This is a genomic window from Nonomuraea sp. NPDC049655 (assembly GCF_044465465.1).
GTDB lineage: Bacteria > Actinomycetota > Actinomycetes > Streptosporangiales > Streptosporangiaceae > Nonomuraea.
In genome coordinates, this window is sequence record NZ_JBITLS010000002.1 from 870,531 (window position 1) to 886,234 (window position 15,704).

General features: G+C 67.5%; 13 protein-coding genes. 9 read left to right on the plus strand and 4 right to left on the minus strand.

Annotated features, from left to right (window positions below; translation table 11 throughout):
* Positions 1-187: 187 nt before the first annotated feature.
* Positions 188-1,318, plus strand: coding sequence for a trypsin-like serine peptidase (locus ACIBQ6_RS09415; protein WP_397210900.1), 1,131 nt, complete (start codon positions 188-190; stop codon positions 1,316-1,318).
* A 95-nt stretch (positions 1,319-1,413) separates the two neighbouring features.
* Here the strand turns inward: ACIBQ6_RS09415 and ACIBQ6_RS09420 are convergent, their stop codons facing one another.
* Positions 1,414-1,656 carry an SSI family serine proteinase inhibitor gene (locus tag ACIBQ6_RS09420; protein ID WP_397210902.1) on the minus strand — a complete coding sequence of 81 codons (243 nt, stop codon included), beginning with the start codon at positions 1,654-1,656 and terminating at the stop codon, positions 1,414-1,416.
* Between the two features lie 346 nt (positions 1,657-2,002).
* Here ACIBQ6_RS09420 and ACIBQ6_RS09425 point away from each other — a divergent pair, with 346 nt between their 5' ends.
* The 3 genes from ACIBQ6_RS09425 (at position 2,003) to ACIBQ6_RS09435 (ending at position 4,967) form a co-directional block, all read left to right on the plus strand.
* Positions 2,003-3,100 carry a trypsin-like serine peptidase gene (locus ACIBQ6_RS09425; RefSeq protein ID WP_397210903.1) on the plus strand — a complete coding sequence of 366 codons (1,098 nt, stop codon included), beginning with the start codon at positions 2,003-2,005 and terminating at the stop codon, positions 3,098-3,100.
* Between the two features lie 198 nt (positions 3,101-3,298).
* Complete coding sequence (locus ACIBQ6_RS09430; protein ID WP_397210905.1) at positions 3,299-4,459, plus strand: trypsin-like serine peptidase; 1,161 nt, start codon at positions 3,299-3,301, stop codon at positions 4,457-4,459.
* 313 nt (positions 4,460-4,772) lie between these two features.
* A complete protein-coding gene (locus ACIBQ6_RS09435; RefSeq protein WP_397210907.1) occupies positions 4,773-4,967 on the plus strand; it encodes a hypothetical protein in 195 nt (64 codons plus the stop codon).
* 194 nt (positions 4,968-5,161) lie between these two features.
* Here the strand turns inward: ACIBQ6_RS09435 and ACIBQ6_RS09440 are convergent, their stop codons facing one another.
* The gene (locus tag ACIBQ6_RS09440; RefSeq protein ID WP_364330826.1) at positions 5,162-5,422 is read right to left on the minus strand and encodes a GntR family transcriptional regulator; all 261 of its coding nucleotides are present in this window, start codon (positions 5,420-5,422) and stop codon (positions 5,162-5,164) included.
* A gap of 140 nt (positions 5,423-5,562) precedes the next feature.
* Here ACIBQ6_RS09440 and ACIBQ6_RS09445 point away from each other — a divergent pair, with 140 nt between their 5' ends.
* The 5 genes from ACIBQ6_RS09445 to ACIBQ6_RS09465 all read left to right on the plus strand — a co-directional run bounded on the left by ACIBQ6_RS09445 (position 5,563) and on the right by ACIBQ6_RS09465 (position 12,637).
* Positions 5,563-5,778 (plus strand): DUF397 domain-containing protein, encoded by a 216-nt coding sequence (locus tag ACIBQ6_RS09445; RefSeq protein WP_358288950.1) that lies wholly within the window; start codon positions 5,563-5,565, stop codon positions 5,776-5,778.
* A 184-nt stretch (positions 5,779-5,962) separates the two neighbouring features.
* Positions 5,963-6,757: an inositol monophosphatase family protein gene (locus ACIBQ6_RS09450; protein ID WP_358288953.1), complete on the plus strand. Its 795-nt coding sequence runs from the start codon at positions 5,963-5,965 to the stop codon at positions 6,755-6,757.
* A gap of 496 nt (positions 6,758-7,253) precedes the next feature.
* Positions 7,254-8,837, plus strand: coding sequence for a hypothetical protein (locus ACIBQ6_RS09455; protein WP_358288955.1), 1,584 nt, complete (start codon positions 7,254-7,256; stop codon positions 8,835-8,837).
* Between the two features lie 439 nt (positions 8,838-9,276).
* Positions 9,277-10,872, plus strand: coding sequence for a hypothetical protein (locus tag ACIBQ6_RS09460; protein ID WP_397164406.1), 1,596 nt, complete (start codon positions 9,277-9,279; stop codon positions 10,870-10,872).
* A gap of 181 nt (positions 10,873-11,053) precedes the next feature.
* Positions 11,054-12,637: a trypsin-like serine peptidase gene (locus ACIBQ6_RS09465; protein ID WP_397210909.1), complete on the plus strand. Its 1,584-nt coding sequence runs from the start codon at positions 11,054-11,056 to the stop codon at positions 12,635-12,637.
* Positions 12,638-12,731: 94 nt separating this feature from the next.
* On the opposite strand, the gene ACIBQ6_RS09470 is transcribed toward ACIBQ6_RS09465, so the two are convergent.
* Both ACIBQ6_RS09470 and ACIBQ6_RS09475 read right to left on the minus strand, forming a co-directional pair.
* Positions 12,732-14,090: a hypothetical protein gene (locus tag ACIBQ6_RS09470; protein WP_358288963.1), complete on the minus strand. Its 1,359-nt coding sequence runs from the start codon at positions 14,088-14,090 to the stop codon at positions 12,732-12,734.
* 277 nt (positions 14,091-14,367) lie between these two features.
* Entirely contained in the window at positions 14,368-15,576 is a 1,209-nt protein-coding gene (locus ACIBQ6_RS09475) for an NADP-dependent malic enzyme (protein WP_397210911.1), read from the minus strand.
* Positions 15,577-15,704: the final 128 nt, after the last annotated feature.

The window sequence follows — 15,704 nt, forward strand, 5'->3', positions numbered from 1 at the left end:
CCTGCGAAGATGCCTTTTTTGAATACATGTGATTTCGCTATTTCCATAACAAAACGGGGCCGGAACCGACCTTTTCGCGCCGCTTTCTGGCTGACGGGTTGCGCCATTCATTAGCGTGCTCAACGTTTTCCTGGCCCACCAGGGCGCAGCACCCCGCTCTGGGCCGCCGAGAACCGAGAGGAGTTCCATGTATTCCCGAGCAAGGCGCATCGCGATCCCCCTCGCCTCGCTGGTGGCCGCCGCCCTGGCCGCCGGCACGACCACCGGCGCCACGGCGGAGGCGACCTCGGCCCCCGACGTCGTGTCCAGGAACGCGGCGACCCCCGCCGAGCAGGCCGTGCAGTTCTGGACGCCGGACCGCATCAAGCTCGCCACCGACCACGACGGCGCGCTCGACGTGTCGTCCAGGGGTGTCAGGGGCGGCAGGGGCGGCGACCAGACCCCCGACGGGCCGCCCGGATCGGTCCCGCCGATCGGCGGGGAGAAGGCTAAGGCGGGCAAGAGCCGGCAGGTCAACCTGCCCGACACGGTCGGCCGTGTGTTCTTCACGCTGCCCCGGACCGACCCGCGCAACCCGAAGAACTGGCGGTACTGCTCGGCCAGCTCCGTACAGGGCAAGTACCGCAATCTGGTGGCGACCTCCGCCCACTGTGTCTACGACCCCCAGAAGAACACCTTCTACGACAACTGGATCTTCATCCCGTCGTACTGGGACGGCGACAACGTGTGGAAGGGCAAGGCGCCGTACGGCATCTACGCCGCCAGGACGTTCAACGCGCACGACGACTTCGTGGTGAAGGAGGACTACGACTTCGACTACGCGTTCGTCAACGTCTACAACGGCATCAAGGTGAGCTGGGAGAAGACCGGCAACCGGTGGCACTGGACCGTCAAGAACGCCGGCCGCCTCGGTGACAACGTCGGCGGCCAGGGCTTCACCTGGAACCGCGGCACGAAGCTGAACGTGTTCTCCTTCGGCTACCCGGCCGGCGGGCACCCCGACGGCGACAAGCCGTACACCGGCCGCACCATGAAGTGGTGCTACGGCAGGACGGCTCCGATGCCCGAGGCCAAGAAGTACGACCTGCAGGAGCAGATCGGCTTCAGGTGCTCCTTCACCGCCGGCGCCGGCGGCGGCCCGTTCATCTACGACTACCGGAACTCCACACGCACCGGCTACCTGGTGGGCGTGAACAGCGTCGCGTGGGACACCGACGGCAACGACCGCTACGACCACATCTCGTCGCCGTACTTCAACACCGACACCTACGACGTCTACAAGGCCGCCGCCAACCGCTGGACCGGCGACACGCCGTGATCCGGCCCGGCAGTCGAGGCCCCGGATCCTCCTCGGCGGGATCCGGGGCCTTCCCCGGTCATCGATCTCTCGGGCGTACGCCTCAGACCCGCGCCTCAGATGCGGAAGACCGGGCCCGTGGCGACGGCGAGGGCGCAGGCGTTGGGGAAGGTCTGCGAGTAGCGGTAGCGGTCGCCGTCCCAGACGCCCTCCGCCCGTACGTCCACCGGCTCGTAGTCGGCGGTGCAGGAGACCCCCGTACGACCGCTCAGACGGGCCGGGTTCCCGCCCACCTGTTCGAGAGCGGAACAGGCCGCGACCTGCCCCGGCGCGACCCGGCCGGGGGTGCACTCCAGCACGCCCTGCCGATCTCCGACGCTGATCCGGAAAAGCCTTTGGCCCTTGTGCGACGTCCGGACATCGGGCGGTCCGGTCGTGGCGTTCGCCACTGGAGCGGCGGCGAATGCGGCGCAGGAAAGCGCGATGATGCAGAGAATTCGGTGCATAGGCGCAGCCTCTATCAGCCCTCTGACCTGGGGCAACGACCGACACGCGTGATCATTTACGCGTATCGGGAGGGATCGGCTGATGGTGTCCTTATCGCACACGGTGCACTCTTGATCAGGTAACGAATCTCTATCCGGGCTGCAATACAGGCAGTTGATCTGGAAAAATCCACCCTTACGACCCTAAGAAAGGCATTTCATGATCTCCCGGGCCAGGCAACTGGCGGCGGCCGCCCTGGGCGGCGCGCTGCTGTTGCTGCCTGCCTTCACGGGGATCGCGAACGCCGCGCCGGCGAGCCGGGTCTTCGGCGTCACGCTGGCCAAGACCGCCGCCGACATGAGGAAGGTCGCCGACTACTGGCGTCCCGACCAGCTCAAGCAGGCCGACAGCTACAGCCCCGCCACGCCGGGCGCGCAGGCCGCCCCGACGTCCTCGGCCGGCGCCGCCTCCGGGCCCGCCTCGCCCGTGACGGCGGTGCGGCGGACGTCCGCGACGCAGGGCATCGCGCCCGTGCCGCCCAAGCAGGGGGGCGCCGGCAAGACCATGGGCAAGGTCTTCTTCAAGTTCGGCGCCAAGCAGTACTGGTGCTCGGCCAGCGCGGTCGCCGCCCGCAACCGCAGCGTCGTGGCCACGGCCGGCCACTGCGCGTACGACTCCCGCCAGGCCAAGGCCGCCGAATACTGGATCTTCGTTCCCAACCCCGGCCCCAACGGCGAGACGCCCGACGGGATCTACGTGGGGGCCGCGCTCAGCATGCACGAGGACTGGTCCGGCAAGGGCGACTACGACTTCGACTACGCGTTCGTGACCGTGCACCGCGGGTTCGTCTGGGAGCAGGCCAAGGACGGCACGTACACGATGAAGGACGTCGGCCGCCTCCAGGACAACGTGGGCGGTCAGGGGCTGGAGATCAACAGGAAGCCGGCGGCCGCCACCATGACGGCGTTCGGCTTCCCGGCCGGCGTGCAGCCCGACGGCACCCGTCCGTTCGACGGCAAGACGCTGCGGACGTGCCAGGGCAGCGTCACGTACTGGACCGTGGCTCCCGCGCTCGACCTGCAGAAGGGCGTCCGGCTCCAGCCGTGCGCCTTCAGCCCCGGCGCCAGCGGCGGCCCCTGGCTGATCGACTACGACGCGGCCCGCGGACTCGGCGACCTGAACGGCGTCAACAGCCTGACCTGGAACAGGGACGCCAAGGGCACCTACGACGCGGTGTCGTCGCCGTACTTCGACACGACCACGGCGGAGGTCTACCGACGCGCCGCCGCACTCACCACGCCGGGAAATGTGACGTAAGTCACATGCAACCAGGTGATCACGGGATGTGATCAGCCGATCCTTTGATCTCGGTACGGTAACGGCGCTGGCTGGGAGCACTGACATGATCTACCGAAAATTTCCATTCGCCCTGTCAGCGTTATAGGTTCCGGGTCGTCCGTTTGCTGAATTTCGGGGTGCAAGAGGCGCCTCCTGTCAGCGCAACCTGGAGTTACCTTGAAGCGAATCCTCCTCCCCGTCGGCGGCGCGGTCATGGCGACCGGCCTTCTGGCCGCCGGGCTCTCCGCCACCGCACAGGCCGACGGCGGTGTCTCCAACGACCCGATGGCCGGCAGCAACTCCCAGGCCGCCTCGATCGCCTCCTTCTGGATCGCCTCCAACGGCGCCGCCCTCCGCCAGGCCACGCAGTACACCTGGGACTCCAAGGAAGTGCGGAAGGTCGTCTCCAAGGGCGGCTACGACCCCGACGGCCGTCCCGGCATGACCGCGCCCACCGGCGCGCAGAAGGGCGGCGCGTCCCAGAACGTGAACCTGCCCAAGAGCATCGGCAAGGTCTTCTTCGTCGACGGCTCCGGCAAGTTCCGCTGGTGCTCGGCCACCTCGATCCAGTCGGGCAACCGCAACCTGGTCGCCACCGCCGGCCACTGCGTGTACGACACGGACAGCAACAGCGACACGCTGTCCAACTGGGTCTTCGTCCCGGGCTACTACCAGGGCAAGGCCCCCTGGGGCATCTACGTGGGCAAGCAGGCCTTCACCCACTACGACTTCGACAACTACGAGGACTACGACCGCGACTACGCGTTCGTCACCGTCTACAACGGCATCCAGTTCGACGGCGTGAAGCAGGTGGACCGCAAGGACTTCGAGCGCTTCAGCGGCCCGAAGCGCGCCTGGGGCGGCCACTACTACATCCTGCTGTCCAAGGACGCCGGCCGGCTCGGCGACGCCGTGGGCGGCCAGGGCTTCGCCTGGAACCAGCCGACGGGCAAGTTCGTCCGCACCTTCGGCTACCCGGCGGCCCCGCACCCCGACGGCAACAAGCCGTACAGCGGTGTCACGCCGAAGCACTGCTACGGCAAGACGACGGCCAAGACCGTGGGCGCGTCCTGGCTCAAGATCGAGGAGCACGTCGGCCTGAAGTGCGCCGTCACCCCCGGCTACGACGGCGGGCCGTGGCTGCTGAACTACAGCAACGCCAAGCGCCTCGGCTACGTGAACGGTGTCACCAGCACCTTCGCCGACCAGGACGGCAACGACCGCATCGACTACATCACCTCGCCCTACTTCGACGGCGAGACGGCGGCCGTGTACAAGGCGGCCACCAACTTCCCGTCGGGGAAGATCGTGGGGCCTAACGGGGAGCTCTACAAGTAAGCCCTCACCAGGGGAGAGAGGGCCCCGGCGTTGCTCCTTGCCGCCGGGGCCCTCACCTGTCCGCCCCCCGAATCGACTCCCCAGCAAAGGCGCTCCGCGCCCACAAGGGCTCAGCCCCTTCCCGATCAGGCGCCTACCGGCGCACCCCACGCGCCTGCGGCGCCATGGACCTCCCGCCGTCACCGCCCACCCGACCGCGGACGGCATGCCCACCCGCGTTCCCGACACTCCCACTGGAAGCTCGCTGGGCATCCGTCGAATCTGCAGCGTTTCGGGGCGTGATTCGCCAGCCCTTGTGGCGCAAGATGTCGGTATGACCGAGGATCAGGACGAGCCCGCGACCGCTCCCGCCACGACGGCCCCGGAGGTCACGATCACCCTCGACCCCCACGTCAAGGCGTACGTCGACCGAGCGGTCGGGGACGGCGAGTTCGCATCCGTGTCCGCGGCCTTCAACGAGGCGATGCTGGAACGCATGCGCCGCCGCCCCCGCGTCCGCAGCTGGTGACCAGGCAAGGTAGAACGAGCGGGCCGGACGCACGGCCGGCCCGCTGACTACCGGACGGCGACGCGATCGCCCGCCGGCGCCGTCACCGGCGAATGAGCGGCCAGATGGCCCAGACGCTTGACGGGCACGACCTCCCGGCGCCGACGAGGCGGCTGCCCGCGCCCCCGGAGCGAGCACCCCTGCGCCAAGCCCACCTACGCGGACCCGCGCGACACGAACGTCCCCCGCCCATGGACGACGACCAGCAGGCCGCGCTCCGCCAGATCCTTGACCGCACGCCGGACCGTCACCCGGGAGACGCCGTACTGGCTCGCCAGCTCCAGCTCGGCGGGCAGCTTGGCGCCGGGGGCCAGCAGGCCGGAGGCGATGTCGGCCTCGACGTCCTCGGCCAGTTGCCGCCACACCAGGTTCGGCCCGACATGGTCGATGCGGTCGCTTTTGTCCACCAAGGCCATAGAAGAACGCTAAGGGACGCAGAACCTACGAGGACAAATGACTACCTCATTCAAGGTATGGAGAGGTCCTATCATGTCTAGTGCTTGTATCTTCCAAGCGATCCCCCCGCGGGCCGCTGACGAGACGAAAGGAAGCACTCATGACAGACCTGTACCGCGGCAACCTCGATGACGTGCCCTTCACCCAACTTCGCGGCGGCGGCCCACCGGGCGACCACGTGGAGACCTGCGTCCTGATCGCGCAGATCCCCGGCATCGACGACGCCTACGCACTCCGCGACTCCAAGAACCCCGACGCCGGAACGCTCCGCTTCACCGGCACCGAGCTGCGCGCCGCGGGAATCGCCACCATCTAGCAGAGACCGCGACAGCCGCCCCTGCCCGAAATCAAGGCCCAAGGACCGAAACGAGCAGGGGCGGCCCCGCCGACGCACAGGGGAGCACCAGAACCGGCACGTCTCCCATCCATGCCCGATCAACCGCACCCACGGACGAAGGCCCCCTTCAACCCCATAGCACCCGATGTCTAGCATGGGCCCCATGCTGATCGACGCGGTGACCGAGATCCTTCGCGAGACCGCCGAGATCGCGATCCTCCCCCGGTTCCGCGCCCTCGCCGCCGGTGACGTCTCGGAGAAGACACCGGGCGAAGTGGTCACCGTGGCCGACCGCGAGGCCGAGGAGCTGATCAGCCGCCGCCTCCGCGACCTCCTGGACGCCCCCGTAGTCGGCGAGGAGGCGGCCTCCGCGGACCCCGCGCTCCTGTCCGCCCTGCACGACGCCCCCACCGCCTGGCTGGTCGACCCCCTGGACGGCACGGCCAACTTCGTCGCGGGCCGCCCCGAGTACGCGGTGATGGCAGCCCTGGTCCGGTCGGGCCAGACGGTCGCGTCCTGGATCGTGCGGCCGGCCGAGGACGACGTCTACGTCGCCGAGCTCGGCTCCGGAGCCTGGCGGAACGGCATCCCCGTCCACCGCGCCGCGCCTCCCGCCGACCCCGCCCGGCTGCGCGGCGCCGTCCTCACCCGCTTCCTGGACGACGACGCCAAGGCCCACGTGGCGGCGGCCGAACCCCGCTTCGCCGCCCTCACCCCTGGCACGAAGTGCGCCGGCGTGGACTATCCCCGCCTCCTGAACGGCGACCAGGACTTCCTGCTGTTCCACCGGACGCTCCCCTGGGACCACGCGCCGGGCGTCCTGCTGCTGACGGAGGCCGGCGGCGCCGCCCGCCACCTCGACGCCACCCCGTACAGCCCGTCCGTCCCCAGACTGGGCCTGCTCAACGCAGCCGACACAGCCTCCTGGCGGACGGTCCGCACCATCCTTCTCCCCTGACGCTTCAGGGTCGCGGCTGCCGCCGCCCCTCGCTTCGCCATACCCAAAAGCGACAAACACCCCAAATAGCTGCATAGCACGCATGGCTTGTTGGGTCCGGACCCCCTACAAAAACGGGCAGATTGTCGAAACCTGAGGGATCCTGAGCCGAACCTGAAGATCACCTGTGAGTGACGGGCCGATTTAGACGGATGGGGCCCCAATCTGGTTCCTGTGATCTGGATCACATTCATCCAGTCACACAGCGCAACGAGCCCCTAACGGAACTTTCGTCCCGACCGCCGAATCCCCTACAGGTCCAGCGAAAACATCACCTTCCGGTAACGTCACGCCAAAGCCTCTGACAGATAACAGCACGATAACGGCGAAAACGCCCCTTACCGATCCCCTCAGAACGGCTTTCACCTGCGGAGATCACTGGCTATGTTCCTTGCTATCCCTTTACTGACGCATGGGACGCATGTTGCGACCCACGACAGACCAAGGAGCAGTTCCCTTGAAGCGCATCCTCATCCCCGCCGGTGGCGCCATCCTGGCTACCGGCCTCCTGGCCGCCGGCCTCGCCGGTACGGCCTCGGCCGACAGCGACATCTCCACCGACGCGATGGCGGCGAGCGCGGCCAACGCGAAGGCGATCGCCGGTTTCTGGGCCGAGAACAACGGTGCCGCCCTCCGGGCCGCCACCGAGTCCAACGTCTGGGACAAGGCGGACGTCGCCAAGCTGCAGAGCAAGGGCGGCTACAGCGCCGACACCAAGCCGGGCACCACTGCCCCGATTGGTGAGGAGAAGAAGACCACCGCCAAGACGCAGAACGTCAACATGCCGAAGACCATCGGCAAGGTGTTCTTCGTCAACGGCAAGGGCGAGAAGAAGTGGTGCTCCGCCACCTCGCTCCAGTCGAAGTACCGCAACCTGGTCGCCACGGCCGGTCACTGCGTCTACGACACCGGCGCCAACGCCGATGTCATGTCCAAGTGGGTCTTCGTCCCCGGTTACTACCAGGGCAAGGCTCCCTGGGGCATCTACGTGGGCAAGCAGGCCTTCACCCACTACGACTTCGACGTGTACGAGGACTACGACCGCGACTACGCGTTCGTGACCGTGTACAACGGCGTCTCCCTCTCGACCAGCGCGGTCCAGGAGAAGCAGGTCCTCAAGTCGGAGTTCGACAAGTTCGAGGGCAAGAAGGACGTCAAGTCCACCGAGCTCAAGGACATCCCCGGCGGCAAGACCGCCGAGCAGCAGTACAAGGAGGGCCTGGACAAGTACGGCCCCAACGGTGGCTTCCGCGCCGAGACCACCACGACCGAGGAGGCCTCCGGCGGTAACTTCACCGACGCGATCCCCACGGTCGACAAGGTCGAGGTGACCGAGGGCCAGTACAACGCCGCCCCCGCCGCCAACGAGAACCCCCGCCTGTGGAAGAACGGCGACAAGGGTGCCATCAAGAACACCCCGCTCACCGAGGCTCAGTACAAGCAGAAGCTTGACGAGAAGGCTGCGGGCAAGGTTCTCGGCAAGGTCTACAAGGACAGCCAGGGCGACTACTGGCTGACCCAGTACTACGTCGTCCAGTGGTACAAGGTCACCAAGACGACCCGGTACTACCACGACTCGTTCTTCATCTACACCGGTGGAGACGTCGCGGCCAAGGACGCCGGTCGCCTCGGCGACAACGTCGGCGGCCAGGGCTTCGCCTGGAACCAGCCCACGGGCAAGTACGTCCGCGTGTTCGGCTACCCGGCCGCGCCGCACCCCGACGGCCACAAGAACTACACCGGCATCACGCCGAAGTGGTGCTACGGCAAGACCACCAAGAAGCTGGTCGGTTCGGCCGCCAAGAAGATCGAGGAGCACGTGGCGCTCAAGTGCGCCATGACCGAGGGCGCCGACGGTGGCCCTTGGCTCCTCAACTACAGCAACTCCAAGCGCCTCGGTTACGTGAACGGTGTCACCAGCACCTTCAACGACCAGGACGGCAACAACCGCGTGGACTACATCTCCTCGCCGTACTTCGACGGTGAGACGAACGTCGTCTACAAGGCCGCTGCCAACGTTTGGTCCGGCAAGATCGTCTGATTGACGGCTTCCGACGGGCGGTCCTGACCGCCCGTACGAACCGTCAGCAACCGAAGGGCCCGGCATCCGCCGGGCCCTTCGGCCTTTCCGGGCCGGAAAGTGAAGGCGTTTGGACGCATGCGACGCCGAAACGGTGCCATCAGGCCGATGTGATCTGCGTCACACTGCTCTCGCGGACCCGATCAAGGCCGAGCGGCGACCCCGCAACCGGCACCCGCCCCTCGTTCATGTTGATCAGGGCAAACGCCCTCAAGCCCGACTTCCCCCGACTCCTGCGCCACAACGCCCTAAACATCACAGAACGATAACGCCCGGCTTGTCGCATCTTTTCCTCTCAAAGCGGCTACCCGACTTCAAGATCGACACTGTATGTTCCTGGCTATCCCTTTACTGACGCATGGGACGCAAGAGGCGTTCCACGACAGCGCAAGGAGTTACCTTGAAGCGCATCCTCCTCCCCGCCGGTGGCGCCATTCTGGCCACTGGTCTGCTGGCCGCCGGCCTCGCCGGTGCCGCTCAGGCCGACCCGGACGTCGACGCCGCCGCTCTGGCTGCCAGCCAGCAGAAGGCTGCTGAGATCATCAACTTCTGGACCAAGTCCGACAACGCTGCCCTGCGGCAGGCCACGGCCTACTACTGGGACAACAAGGACGTCAAGAAGATCGTGCAGAAGGGCGGGTACGTCGCTGACGGCAAGCCCGGCTCCACCCCGCCGATCGGCGCCGAGAAGACCGTCACGGTCAAGTCCCAGAACGTGAACCTGCCGAAGTCCATCGGCAAGGTCTTCTTCGAGGGTCGCGACGGCAAGCTGTACTGGTGCTCCGGCACCTCCATCCAGTCGAACTACCGCAACCTGGTTGCGACGGCTGGTCACTGCGTGTACGACATCGCCGCCAACGACGAGGTCGTCTCCCGCTGGGTGTTCGTCCCGGGTTACTACCAGGGCAAGACCCCGTGGGGCATCTACGTGGGCAAGCAGGCCTTCACGCACTACGACTTCTCGAACTACGAGGACTTCGACCGCGACTACGCGTTCGTCACCGTTTACAACGGTGTCAACCTCAACTACAGCAAGGTTGAGTCGCACCAGGTCACCAAGGCCGAGTACGACAAGTTCGAGGGCAAGAAGGAAGTCAAGTCCACCGAGCTCAAGGACATCCCCGGTGGGAAGACCGCTGAGCAGCAGTACAAGGAGGGCCTGGACAAGTACGGCCCCAACGGTGGCTTCCGCGCCGAGAACGTGACCTCCAAGGAGCCGGCTGGCGGCAACTTCGAGGACTCCGTTCCCACCGTGGACGAGGTCGAGGTGACGGAGGGCCAGTACGCTGCCGCCCCCGCCGCCAACGAGAACCCCGGCCTGTGGAAGAACGGCGACAAGGGCGCCACCAAGAACACCCCGCTCACCGAGGCTCAGTACAAGCAGAAGCTTGACGAGAAGGCTCAGGGCAAGGTGCTCGGCAAGGTCTGGAAGGACAACCTGGGCGACTACTGGCTGACCCAGTACTACGTCATCCAGTGGTACAAGGTCAGCAGCGCGACCAAGTACTTCCACGACTCGTTCTTCATCTACCCGGGTGGGGACCTGTCCCTGACCGACACGGGTCGCCTCGGCGACAACGTCGGTGGCCAGGGCTTCGCGTGGAACCAGCCCACCGGTAAGTACGTCCGTACCTTCGGCTACCCCTACGCCAAGCACCCCGACGGCTCGAAGCCCTACTCCGGCGTTACGCCGAAGTGGTGCTACGGCAAGACCGGCGCGAAGGCGACCAAGGTCCCGAGCCTGAAGATCGAAGAGCACATCTCGCTGAAGTGCGCCGTCACCGGCGGCTACAACGGCGCCCCGTGGCTCCTCAAGTACAGCAACGCCAAGCGCATGGGCTACGTCAACGGCGTGACCAGCGTTCTGTACGACACGGACAACAACGACCGCTGGGACTACATGTCCTCGCCGTACTTCGACGGTGAGACCAACTCGGTCTACGCCGCCGCGGCGAACGTGTGGTCGGGCACCATCCTTCCGAAGGCCGACAGCTGATCTTCGGACGGATACCGGGCTGAGGGTCCAAACCTCCGCTCAACCTAGCTTCACCCGAAGGGCTCGGCACTTGCCGGGCCCTTCGGCCTTTTCTGGCGAAAACTGAGACGATCCCTTACCAGAGCGACAAGAGGGTCGATAGGGTTTTGACGCCCTTCTTGACAACTTCGTGGAGCCTCCCTTGAAGCGCCTGCTCATCCCCCTCGCCGCCGCCGGCTTGAGCGCCGCACTCCTTGCCCAGCCGTCCAGTGCCGCCCCTGACTGGGTCACCGACAACCTGATGCCCAAGCCCGCCGACGCGTACAGCACCGCCAAGTTCTGGCTGGGCGCGAACGGCGCGGCCCTGCGCAAGGCGACGCAGTACAACTGGGACGCCAAGAACGTCTCCAAGCTGGTCGCCACGCAGAGCAAGGACGGCGCCCCCGACGGCAAGCCCGGCCTGACCGCTCCCACCGGCACGCCGAAGCCCACGGCCAGCAAGAACGTCAACCTGCCCAAGACCATCGGCAAGGTGTTCTTCGTCGACCACGCGGGCCGCTACCGCTGGTGCTCGGCCACCTCCATCCAGGCTCGCAACCGCAACCTCGTGGCGACCGCCGGCCACTGTGTGTACGAGACCGGCAAGGACGTCTACGCCAAGTGGATCTTCGTGCCCGGCTACTACCAGGGCAAGGCTCCCTGGGGCGTCTACGTCGGCGCCTACGCCTTCACGTCCTACGACCTCGACACCTACGACGACTACGACGGCGACTTCGCCTTCGTCGCGGTCCACAACGGCTTCTCCCTGGTCGCCGAACAGGCCGAGGGCAAGCAGGTGCTGAAGTCGGAGTTCGACAAGTTCGACGGCAAGAAGGACGTCAAGTCCACCGAGCTCAAGGACATCCCGGGTGGGAAGACCGCCGAGCAGCAGTACAAGGAGGGCCTGGACAAGTACGGCCCCAACGGTGGCTTCCGCGCCGACAACGTGACCTCCAAGGACGCGGCCGGCGGCAACTTCGAGGACTCCGTCCCCACCGTGGACGAGGTCGAGGTGACGGAGGGCCAGTACGCTGCCGCCCCCGCCGCCAACGAGAACCCCGCCCTGTGGAAGAACGGCGACAAGGGCGCCACCAAGAACACCGCCCTCACTGAGGCCCAGTACAAGCAGAAGCTTGACGAGAAGGCTCAGGGCAAGGTGCTCGGCAAGGTCTGGAAGGACAACCTGGGCGACTACTGGCTGACCCAGTACTACGTCGTCCAGTGGTACAAGGTCAGCAGCTCGACCAAGTACTTCCACGACGCGTACTTCATCTTCCCGGACAACGCCAAGGCCAAGGACATGGGCCGGCTCGGGGACGTCGTCGGCGGGCAGGGCTTCGCGTGGAACCAGCCGCGCGGCCAGAAGGTCACCGTCTTCGGCTACCCCGCCGCCCCCCACCCCGACGGCGACAAGCCCTACACCGGCGTGACCCCCAAGTGGTGCTCCGGCACGACCGGCACCAAGACGTACCAGGTCAACACCTTCCGGGTCGAGGAGCACCAGGTGCTCAAGTGCTCCATGACCCCCGGCGCCGACGGCGGCCCCTGGCTCATGAAGTACGACAACGGCAAGCGCACCGGTTACGTCAACGGCGTGACGAGCATGTTCCACGACCAGGACGGCAACGACCGGATCGACTTCATCAGCTCCGCCTACTTCGACGGCGAGGTGGCCGACGTCTACAACAAGGCCAACTACGCCGAGACCAAGAGCATCGTCGGCCCGAACGGCGAACTGCTCGACTAGCGACGCCGAAGCCCCGGGACCGCCGAAGAGACGGCCCGGGGCTTCGCCCGTCCCGAAGCGTCGCGAAGCCGCTCCGGGAGCCGTCCCGGAGCCGTCACACGGACGTGAGCTCGCGCGTACGCTCCCGCAGCGCCATCACGGCCCGCTCGTTCTTGTAGGGCTCCAGCCGCCGCCGCAGGTCCGCCGCGTACGACCGCGACCGCGCCGACTGCAGCTCGCCCGCCAGCGCCAGCGCGTTGCCCGCCGCCTGGCACGCCTCCTCCAGCTCGCCGCACTCCAGCAGCCCGGCCGCCAGCAGGGACAGGTTGAACATGCGCCCCCGCACGTACCGGGTGTCCATGTCGAGGGAGCGCCGCGCCAGCCGCACCGTGCGCTCGCCCTCCCCCAGGTCGCGGAAGCAGTGGGCGAACTTGGCCGACAGGTAGGCCTCGTCGAAGTAGCTGAGCCAGCGCGGCTCCTCGGTGGGCCTGCGGGCGTCGAAGGCCAGCTCGGCCTGGTGCAGGGAGGCCCCGCAGGACCTGGGGTCGCCGAGACCCGCGTGCGCGTGGGCCTCCAGCACCTGCGCGGAGGACAGCAGGGTCTGGACGCCGGCCCGCCGGGCGGCGAGCTGGGCCGCCCTGGCCAGGTCGAGGGCGTGGGCCGGCTGGCCCATGTAGATGGCCTGGTGGGCCATGCCGGCCAGGATCTCGCCGCCCAGGGTGTGGTCGTCGGCGCCCCTGGCCAGGCGGAGGGCCTGGATGAGGTAGCGCTGGGCCAGGCCGTGCTGCTCCATGTCGTAGGCCATCCAGCCGGCCAGGCGGGTCAGCTCGGCGGCCGCGGCGGCCAGCTGCTTGCCGGTGGACTCACCGTAGCTGCCGTCCTTGAGCAGGGGGGAGACGGCGGTGTCGAGGTACTTCACGACGGACGAGCGCACCCGGCCGCTGCCGAAGCGGTTGTCGAGCTCGCCGAAGGACCGGGTCACCTCGTGGATCGCGGCGATGTCGGCCCTGCCCACCCGGCGCGCCCCGGTGCCGCTGGGACGCCCTTCCGGAGGCGCCGTCAGCCAGCGTATGGCTCCGACGGAGCCTGCTCCGATCGCGAAGGTGGAGTCGATCAGAAACCTCCGTCTCTCCACGTCGGCCCGCCACAACGCCGTCACGGTCGCGACCCCCTCCTGCCACGTGTGGGTGAACTCCTGACCGAGATCGAGGGGCGTGATGTTGGTCGGCATGCCCAGGTCCTCCGAGCTCACCGGGCGGCCGAGCCGCAGCGCGAATATCTCCGTGAGCAGGCACGGGACGGGATCCCGTGGCTTCTGACCCCCGATCCACCGCAGCACAGAGCTGTGGTCGTACTTCAGGCCCGGGGTGCCGCGCGCGGCTCCCAGATCGTTGAGGCGCCTGGCCAATCCCTTGTGGGAGAAACCCGCCTCGGCGATGAGCTGCTGGAGCAGTCGGTTAGGCTCGCGTTCCATCGCTCTCCTCGTCACAGGAGTCGGCGCCCACATCCTTACAGAGAGCTATTTTTATAGCACGTTGCGTAAAGGCTTTTCGGCAGTTCCCAAAGGTCACGCGAACTCCATCGCAATCCCTTCGCCAGTCCTGCTCGGGATCAGGATCTGGATCCGGCTCACCTGGACGGGGAACTCACCTACCCATGCCGGGGGCGGGAAACCGCAATGCCTGCTGACCTGGGCGGAAGCGGGAGAACGAGCGAGCGGGGGCCGATCAGCCCCCGCTCGTGACGGTGGATCAGAGGCGCGCGACGCCGTCGGCGCGGGCCTGGGCGGCCACGGCGGCGGTCACCGCGGGGGCCACCCGCCGGTCGAACGGGCTCGGGATGACGTACGTGGCCGACAGGTCGTCGCCGACGACGGCGGCCAGCGCCTCGGCGGCGGCCACCTTCATGTTCTCGGTGATCGTCGTGGCCCGCACGTCGAGGGCGCCGCGGAAGACCCCCGGGAAGGCCAGGACGTTGTTGATCTGGTTGGGGAAGTCGGAGCGCCCGGTGGCGACCACCCTGGCGTGCCTGGCGGCCACCTCGGGATGGACCTCCGGGGTCGGGTTGGACAGCGCGAAGACGATGGCGTCGGGCGCCATGGACGCGATGGCCGCCTCGGAGACGGTCGAGCCGGACAGCCCGAGGAAGACGTCGGCGCCGGCCAGGGCCTCCTCGGTGGAGCCGGTGTGGCCGGTCCGGTTGGTCTCGCGGGCCAGGGCCTCCTTGACCGGGTTGAGCCCTTCGCGGCCCTCGTAGATCATGCCCTTGGAGTCGGCGACCGCGATGTCGCCGATGCCGGCGCCCAGCAGGATGCGGGTGACGGCGACGCCGGACGCGCCCGCGCCGGCCACGACGGCGCGCAGGTCGCCGAGCGCGCGGCCGGTCAGGCGGGCGGCGTTGCGCAGGGCGGCCAGGGCGACGATGGCGGTGCCGTGCTGGTCGTCGTGGAAGACCGGGATGTCGAGCAGGTCGCGCAGCCGGTCCTCGACCTCGAAGCAGCGCGGGGCGCTGATGTCCTCCAGGTTGACGCCGCCGAACGACGGCGCGAGGCGCACGACGGTCTCGACCAGCGCGTCGACGTCGGTGCAGTCGAGGCAGATCGGGACGGCGTCGACGTTTCCGAACTCCTTGAACAGCAACGCCTTGCCCTCCATGACGGGCATGGCGGCCGACGGCCCGATGTCGCCCAGGCCGAGCACGGCGGTGCCGTCGGTGACGACGGCGACCACGTTGGAGACCCAGGTGTAGTCGTTGACCAGCGAAGGCGTCTCGGCGATGGCGGTGCAGACCCGCGCGACGCCGGGCGTGTAGGCGAGCGACAGGTCGTCGGCGTCGCGGACGGGAATGGTCGAGCGGACCTCCAGCTTGCCCCCGCGGTGGAGCGCGAAGGCCGGATCGAGGTCGAGCGGTTCGACGGAAGCAGAAGCGGGCGTGGCAGACACAGCGACCCCTGTATTCATCGGAGCGGAAGAGACCTTCGGCGTACGAGCGCGAGTGGGCTGGCTTCGGTAGCTGCCAAGCTCCCCCTCGTCGGTCGTCTCTGAGGGGTTACGGGGGTCACCCGTCTCCCCATAGTGCCACATGGTGA

Excerpts from the sequence above, each read along its gene's own strand:
- ACIBQ6_RS09415 (WP_397210900.1), top strand. The coding sequence starts at position 188 with ATGTATTCCCGAGCAAGGCGCATCGCGATCCCCCTCGCCTCGCTGGTG.
- ACIBQ6_RS09425 (WP_397210903.1), top strand. The coding sequence starts at position 2,003 with ATGATCTCCCGGGCCAGGCAACTGGCGGCGGCCGCCCTGGGCGGCGCG.
- ACIBQ6_RS09435 (WP_397210907.1), top strand. The coding sequence starts at position 4,773 with ATGACCGAGGATCAGGACGAGCCCGCGACCGCTCCCGCCACGACGGCC.
- ACIBQ6_RS09440 (WP_364330826.1), bottom strand. The coding sequence starts at position 5,422 with ATGGCCTTGGTGGACAAAAGCGACCGCATCGACCATGTCGGGCCGAAC.
- ACIBQ6_RS09445 (WP_358288950.1), top strand. The coding sequence starts at position 5,563 with ATGACAGACCTGTACCGCGGCAACCTCGATGACGTGCCCTTCACCCAA.
- ACIBQ6_RS09450 (WP_358288953.1), top strand. The coding sequence starts at position 5,963 with ATGCTGATCGACGCGGTGACCGAGATCCTTCGCGAGACCGCCGAGATC.
- ACIBQ6_RS09470 (WP_358288963.1), bottom strand. The coding sequence starts at position 14,090 with ATGGAACGCGAGCCTAACCGACTGCTCCAGCAGCTCATCGCCGAGGCG.
- ACIBQ6_RS09475 (WP_397210911.1), bottom strand. The coding sequence starts at position 15,576 with ATGAATACAGGGGTCGCTGTGTCTGCCACGCCCGCTTCTGCTTCCGTC.